Origin of the sequence: Tardiphaga sp. (assembly GCF_028290785.1) — a bacterium.
Taxonomy (GTDB): domain Bacteria; phylum Pseudomonadota; class Alphaproteobacteria; order Rhizobiales; family Xanthobacteraceae; genus Tardiphaga.
Window position 1 is genome coordinate 1 of sequence record NZ_JAQGJD010000080.1, and the last position, 6,201, is coordinate 6,201.

At 61.7% G+C, this 6,201-nt stretch carries 9 protein-coding genes; 5 read left to right on the plus strand and 4 right to left on the minus strand.

All coding sequences use genetic code 11. The features are described 5' to 3' along the window. The 5 genes from JWR89_RS04570 to JWR89_RS04590 form a co-directional block, all read left to right on the plus strand. Positions 1 to 266 (plus strand): flagellin (locus JWR89_RS04570; protein ID WP_299712279.1); only part of this gene is annotated, 266 nt, incomplete at its 5' end. Positions 267 to 649: 383 nt separating this feature from the next. Next, on the plus strand, positions 650 to 2,242 hold the full coding sequence (locus JWR89_RS04575; protein ID WP_299712282.1) for a flagellin: 1,593 nt from the start codon (positions 650 to 652) through the stop codon (positions 2,240 to 2,242). Positions 2,243 to 2,461: 219 nt separating this feature from the next. Continuing rightward, entirely contained in the window at positions 2,462 to 2,839 is a 378-nt protein-coding gene (gene flbT / locus JWR89_RS04580; RefSeq protein ID WP_299712284.1) for a flagellar biosynthesis repressor FlbT, read from the plus strand. Positions 2,840 to 2,842: 3 nt separating this feature from the next. Beyond that, positions 2,843 to 3,208 (plus strand): flagellar biosynthesis regulator FlaF, encoded by a 366-nt coding sequence (gene flaF, locus JWR89_RS04585; RefSeq protein ID WP_299712287.1) that lies wholly within the window; start codon positions 2,843 to 2,845, stop codon positions 3,206 to 3,208. Between the two features lie 111 nt (positions 3,209 to 3,319). Further along, entirely contained in the window at positions 3,320 to 3,676 is a 357-nt protein-coding gene (locus JWR89_RS04590; protein WP_299712290.1) for a hypothetical protein, read from the plus strand. Between the two features lie 17 nt (positions 3,677 to 3,693). On the opposite strand, the gene JWR89_RS04595 is transcribed toward JWR89_RS04590, so the two are convergent. From JWR89_RS04595 to JWR89_RS04610, 4 genes are all read right to left on the minus strand, one after another. Then, entirely contained in the window at positions 3,694 to 4,068 is a 375-nt protein-coding gene (locus tag JWR89_RS04595) for a hypothetical protein (protein ID WP_299712293.1), read from the minus strand. A 176-nt stretch (positions 4,069 to 4,244) separates the two neighbouring features. Continuing rightward, the gene (locus JWR89_RS04600; protein ID WP_299712295.1) at positions 4,245 to 4,742 is read right to left on the minus strand and encodes a hypothetical protein; all 498 of its coding nucleotides are present in this window, start codon (positions 4,740 to 4,742) and stop codon (positions 4,245 to 4,247) included. 17 nt (positions 4,743 to 4,759) lie between these two features. Continuing rightward, entirely contained in the window at positions 4,760 to 5,107 is a 348-nt protein-coding gene (gene flgJ, locus JWR89_RS04605; RefSeq protein WP_299712298.1) for a flagellar assembly peptidoglycan hydrolase FlgJ, read from the minus strand. Next, positions 5,107 to 6,180: a flagellar basal body P-ring protein FlgI gene (locus JWR89_RS04610; protein WP_299712301.1), complete on the minus strand. Its 1,074-nt coding sequence runs from the start codon at positions 6,178 to 6,180 to the stop codon at positions 5,107 to 5,109. The genes flgJ and JWR89_RS04610 overlap by 1 nt, the downstream gene beginning before the upstream one ends. Between the last annotated feature and the right edge of the window lie 21 nt (positions 6,181 to 6,201).

Here is a 6,201-nt window from a genome sequence, read left to right on the forward strand (position 1 = left end):
CCCTGGCCAGCCTGAACACCGCCTCCACCACGCTGCGCTCCCAGGCTTCGAGCTTCGGTTCGAACCTCTCGGTCGTGCAGATCCGTCAGGACTTCTCGAAGAACCTGATCAACGTGCTGCAGACCGGCTCGTCCAACCTGACGCTGGCCGACACCAACGAGGATGCGGCCAACAGCCAGGCGCTGTCGACCCGCCAGTCGATCGCGGTGTCGTCGCTGTCGCTCGCGAACACCGCCCAGCAGGGCGTGCTGCAGCTGCTACGCTGATTTCGGCGAACTAGACCAACAAATACCGGGCGGCGGGGGAAACCCCGCCGCTTTTTCTTGGATTCGACCCGACCTGTAAGGCCCGGAAAGCTCATCGCTTTTCGGGCCTTTTCCGTTTTGGGACACCTTTTGCCGCGCCTTAAGGGCCTGTTAACCATAAATTAAAGGGTGTCTGCCCATAGTCAGGCTAAGTAGGAAGCAGGCAGGCCGAGAATCGGCCGCGTTGATCCGGTGGTATCCCTCAGGGGTATGTCGAGATCCCTCTTCCAGAAGGGCGTCAAATATCACCGGCTGCGTCGTGGCGACATCTCTGTTCGCCCCAGACGTACCATGCGTCGCGCGACTGAAGGTCGCCGTGCCGCGAGGATCAGGAAGGTTACAACATGTCAGGCATTGTTCTCTCGGCGTCGGTTCGTCAGAATCTGCTCTCGTTGCAAAACACGGCAGATCTGTTGTCGACCACCCAGAACCGGCTGGCCACGGGCAAGAAGGTCAACAGCGCCCTCGACAATCCCACGAATTTCTTCACCGCAGCCGCGCTCGACAGCCGGTCCGGTGACATCAACAACCTGCTCGACGGCATCGGCAACGGCGTCCAGGTGCTGCAGGCGGCGAACACCGGCATCACCTCGTTGCAGAAGCTGGTCGACACCGCCAAGTCGATCGCCAATCAGGCGCTGCAGATCCCGGTCGGCTACGCCACCAAGTCGACGATCACGACGCCGATCAACCCCGGCGCGACGGCCGACAATATTCTGGGCACGTCCACGCCGCTGGACAACACGTTCGTCGGCAGCGTCGCCAACAACAAGGCGGCGACGGCCGCGCCGATCACCGGTGCGACGCTGCTGTCCGGTACCTCGCCGAGCGACTCGATCGCGACCAACTTTGCGGCGGGCGATACCATCACCGTGAACGGCCAGAGCCTGACTTTCAAGGCTTCGGCAGCTTCGGGCAACAATGAGATCAACATCACCGACAGTGTCACCACGCTGCTGGCAAAGATTGATACGCTGACCGGCGGCACGGGCTCGGGCGTCACTGGCGGTGCCATCACGCTGCACACCGGTACGGCGTCCGATTTGACCATCACGAGTTCGAATACAACCGCGCTGGCCGGGCTTGGATTGGGCACGTCGGTAGCCCGGGCGCGAACCACAGGCCCGACCGCACTCGGCGGTCCGCCAGCACTCACGCTGTCGATCGCTGCAACCAACGTCTCCAGCGTGATGAGCAACATCACTTTCGGCACCGCCAGCGGCCAGGTCTCGACCCTTGCGCAGCTCAACGCCGCGCTAGCCCCGAACAATCTGCAAGCTGTCATCGACCCGACCGGCTACATGACCATCACCACGTCGAACGACGCGGCATCATCGAAGATCGGAGCCATCACTGGCACCGCCGCCGGCATTGGCAAGCTGTTCAATGGCCTCGTTGGCTCCGCTCCAGTTACCGATTTCGCTTCGCAGACCTCGCGAGCGAACCTTGTCGCGCAGTACAACAACATCATCGACCAGATCACCACGACCTCGCAGGACGCCTCGTTCAACGGCATCAACCTGCTGGCCGGCGATCAGCTCAAGCTGGTATTCAACGAAACCGGCAAATCGACGCTCAATATCGCGGGCACCACGCTGACGCCGGCCGGCCTCGGCCTGCGCGGCATGACCAAGGGGACCGATTTCCTCGACAACACTTCGGCCAACACCACCCTCGATTCGCTGAACATCGCCAGCAGCATCCTGCGCTCGCAGGCTTCCGCGCTCGGCTCCAACCTGTCGATCGTGCAGATCCGCCAGGATTTTGCGAAGAACCTGATCAACGTGCTGTCGACGGGGTCGTCGAACCTGACGCTGGCCGATACCAACGAAGAAGCTGCCAACAGCCAGGCACTATCGACCCGACAGTCGATCGCGGTGTCCGCACTGGCGCTGGCCAACCAGTCGCAGCAGAGCGTTTTGAAACTGCTTCAGTAAGGCCAACGGCCTGAGTGAAACTCGAAAACGGCGGGGGAAACCTCGCCGTTTTCGCATTTGCGGGCCACGAACAGGAGCCATAAGGGCTCGAATGCTGGCATTATTCGATTCGCGAGGGTATTTTACGGTGCCGAGTGATGCATCGCCGCGATAAACGTGGCACGGAATGCCCTAAGGTTTTATTCCGGTCCCGGATAGGCGTGCGAAGAGGAGATTTGAATGCCGTTGCGAGTTGAGTTGAAGCCGGGCGAACGCATCATCATCGGCCAGAGTGTCATCACCAATTCTGACACACGCACCGCATTCCTGATCGACGGCGACGCGCCGATCCTGCGCGAGAAGGACATCCTTACCTCGGAGACGGCGACCACGCCGGTCAAGCGGATCTATCTCTGCGTCCAGATGATGTATCTCGAGAACGACATCCCCGGCTACCAGGATTTGTACCTCGGCTTCATCAAGGAATTGATCGAGGCGGTACCCAGCTTTAGGCCGCAAATCGAGGAAGTGAGTAATCTAATTTTAAGCGGCGGTCTTTACAAAGCTCTCAGAGAATTGCGCAGTCTTATCAAGCGCGAAGAAGACCTGCTGAGGTAGTTCATGTCGATCGGCGCCCAGGCTTACGCGCGTACCGCCCAGACCACCGCATCCCCCCGCGACATCGAGGCGCAAGCGCTGTTGAAGGCCGCGCGCAAGCTGCAGGACGTGATGACCAACTGGGCCACGACCGATGAAGGCCTCGATGATGCGTTGATGTTCAATCGCAAGCTGTGGTCGATTTTCCTGGGTGACGCGATGGACGACGCCAGCCTGCAGCCGATCGAGGTCCGCCAGAACATCGCCAACATCGGCATCTTTGTGCTGACACAGTGCGCGGCGCTCAAGCTCAAGCCCGAGATCGAACGGTTCCAGTCGTTGATCGATATCAACCGCAATATTGCTGCCGGTCTCAGCGGACGAGGTTGAACCATGGGCCTAACGAGGTTTGTAAACTACCCGTTAACACCCCACGTCGCTTAATATCCAGCAACATTTGGCAACGAATCGTTTCGTTGCGCAACGCCTCACGGGACAGCCATGGCCGACTTGATGAGCATCCTTTCCAACAACTACGCGACGACGACGCCTGTCACGGCGGGGAAGTACGTTAACGTCGATGCGGCTTCCTACACCGGAAGCTGGGAAGGCAAGTATCACGACAACGCAAAATTCAAGATCGATGTATCGCAGGTGTCAGGGTTTCGCGCGCAGGTGAAATACGTCAGCGGCTCGACGGTCAAGTTTCAGCAGGTGCTGATCAAGGACAATTCGTTCAAGATCGGTGATTCTAAATTCACGCTGACCGCGAATAACAAGGCGACCATCAAAACAGTTGTCACCGATCCGGTCACCGGCGGCACGGTACTGAACACCGCCTACGCCAAGCGGGACTAACCGCGGCGAGCCGTCGTTCAGATCGTGCGGTCGGTCGCGACGCGCCGTTCTTCGAGCTTGGCACTGTCCATCGCTCGCAAGTAGGCGCGGGTGCGCAGCCGGGACTGCTCGGGAAACTGGTTGATGACCTGGTTGGATTTCTTGTCGATCGACACGTAGACGATCTCGGCGGCGTCCTTGTCGATGATCACCTCGCGCGAAATACGATCGCTATCCACCTGTTGATAGTTACTGGCGGAAATGGTGGGTCGCAACAGGGCGTCGGCCGCGCCGACACTCTTGTCCGGCGGCAGTTGCGTCGGCACGGCTTCGCGCACCGCTTCCGGCGCGGGCCTGAGCATCGGTGTGGCAACCGGTGCCCCCACCGGTCTGACGTTGAAATCGGCTCCCATGGCAGCCTCCTGGCCTCCACTAGATGAATCCCGACCCGTTCCCAGACCTCAGTATTGCACATCCGCCTGAACGCGGTACTTACCTCTGTGCGATGATTTGATTCAAAAGCTAGCAGTGCCGCGACGCCTCGATTGGCGTCCGGCACACCTTGTTGTTGGTCCAGTCTTGACGCCCATCACATCGAACGATTGACCACGATGGGGGTCATGTTGCTGCGCCCCGGCTGCGCGCGCTGTCCGGCTGCGGTGTAGGTCTGCGGAATGTTGCGGCGCTGCACCTCATTGTTGACGCCGCGCACGATGCCTTCCGACACCGCGTGTGCAGTGGCCAGCACGGTGAGATTGACTTGCAGCATGGCGCGGAACGTGTCGTGGTGGCGATGCAGGGCCGTGAGCAGATCGGGCGTGGTCTGCGCCAGGTATTTCTGGCTGGCCTTCAGCAGCGTGATCATCGCGATGTAGCGGCGTGACATCTCGGCCTTGGTCTGCTCGAGCTTGAACGCCTCGCGCACCTTGCCGGCACGTACCAATGCGGTTTCCTGCTCGATGACGGCAAGCAGCGCGTTCATGACTTCCATCATGTTCTCCGCGAGCTTGCGGGCCTCGGCCGGCGTGGCGGCCGGGCGGGGTGGCGCTGCGATAGCGGGGGCAGGCTGACGTTGCGCATGGTTCATGGCGGTATCCTCTGCGATCAGCGGGCGCGGTTGGCTTGTTGAAGAATGAGGGTGCGGAAGACATCATTGGAAATGCCGACGCCGCCGGCCTTGGCGAACGACTTGGAATATTCCTCGGTCAGCATCGAGCGCCACGGACCGGTGCCCGTCGTGTTGCCGTAAGGGCCGTCGGACTTGATGCCCGCCGTCATCTGCGAGAACATCGAGTTGAGAAACACGGCCTCGAAGTCCTGCGCCTGCGCCTTGGCCTTCTTCTGTACTTCCGGCGATACTTTGGTCAGCGCGGAGGCGAGTTCAAGATCGGGCCGGACCGTGGGCGTCGGGGCCAGGTACTTGTTGGGGGTGACCGTGCTGTTGTGGATCATCACATCACCTCGATGTCGGCCTGGATCGCGCCGGCGGCCTTGATCGCCTGCAGGATGCCGATCAGGTCGCGTGGGCCGATGCCCAGGCCGTTCAGCCCGTCCACCAGTTGCTGCAGCGAGACGCCGTCCTTGACCAGCGCCAGCTTCTTGCCGTCCTCGCTGACGCCGACGCGGGTGTTCGGCGTGGCGACGGTCCGTCCGTTCGACAGCGGATTGGGCTGGCTGACATTGGCGCCTTCGGAGATCGTGACGGTGAGATTGCCCTGGGCCACCGCGACGGTGGCGACGCGGACATCGCGGCCCATCACGATGATGCCGGAGCGTTCGTCGATGATGATCTTGGCGGCGAGATCCGGTTCGACCTGCAACTGCTCGATTTCGGTGAGCATTGCGACCACGTTGCCCTTGAATTCCGGCGGGATCGCCAACTGCACCGTGGAGGGGTCGATCGGTTCCGCGCTCTTGGTGCCCAGGAAGTCGTTGACGGCAGCGGCGATCCGCTTGGCGGTCGTAAAATCCGGGTTGCGCAGCGCCAGCCGCACGGTGGGCAGGCGGTTCAGCGCGAATTCGATCTCGCGCTCGATGATGGCGCCGTTGGCGATACGGCCGACGGTCGGCACGCCGCGGGTGACCGACGCGGCGGCGCCTTCGGCCGCAAAGCCGCCGATCGCCACCGAGCCCTGGCCGACCGCATATACGTTGCCATCGGCGCCGAGCAGGGGGGTGACCAGCAGCGTGCCGCCCATCAGGTTCTTGGCGTCACCGAGCGCCGAGACTGTGACGTCCATCCGGGTGCCCTGGGTGCCGAAGGCGGGCAGGTTGCCGGTGACCATCACGGCGGCGACGTTGCCGGTACGAATGGTGGCGCCGCGGATGTTGACGCCCATGCGTTCCAGCATCGCCTGCAGCGACTGCTTGGTGAAGGGGATGTTGTTGAGGGTATCGCCGGTGCCGTTGAGGCCGACGACCAGGCCGTAGCCGATCAGCTGATTCTGCCGCACGCCTTCGATATTGGCGAGATCCTTGATCCGCGATGTCGCCTCCGCCGAGGCAACCGACAGCAGCAGCGCAATGAGCGCCGCGCAGGCCGCCTG

Excerpts from the sequence above, each read along its gene's own strand:
- JWR89_RS04575 (WP_299712282.1), top strand. The coding sequence starts at position 650 with ATGTCAGGCATTGTTCTCTCGGCGTCGGTTCGTCAGAATCTGCTCTCG.
- flbT (WP_299712284.1), top strand. The coding sequence starts at position 2,462 with ATGCCGTTGCGAGTTGAGTTGAAGCCGGGCGAACGCATCATCATCGGC.
- flaF (WP_299712287.1), top strand. The coding sequence starts at position 2,843 with ATGTCGATCGGCGCCCAGGCTTACGCGCGTACCGCCCAGACCACCGCA.
- JWR89_RS04590 (WP_299712290.1), top strand. The coding sequence starts at position 3,320 with ATGGCCGACTTGATGAGCATCCTTTCCAACAACTACGCGACGACGACG.
- JWR89_RS04595 (WP_299712293.1), bottom strand. The coding sequence starts at position 4,068 with ATGGGAGCCGATTTCAACGTCAGACCGGTGGGGGCACCGGTTGCCACA.
- JWR89_RS04600 (WP_299712295.1), bottom strand. The coding sequence starts at position 4,742 with ATGAACCATGCGCAACGTCAGCCTGCCCCCGCTATCGCAGCGCCACCC.
- flgJ (WP_299712298.1), bottom strand. The coding sequence starts at position 5,107 with ATGATCCACAACAGCACGGTCACCCCCAACAAGTACCTGGCCCCGACG.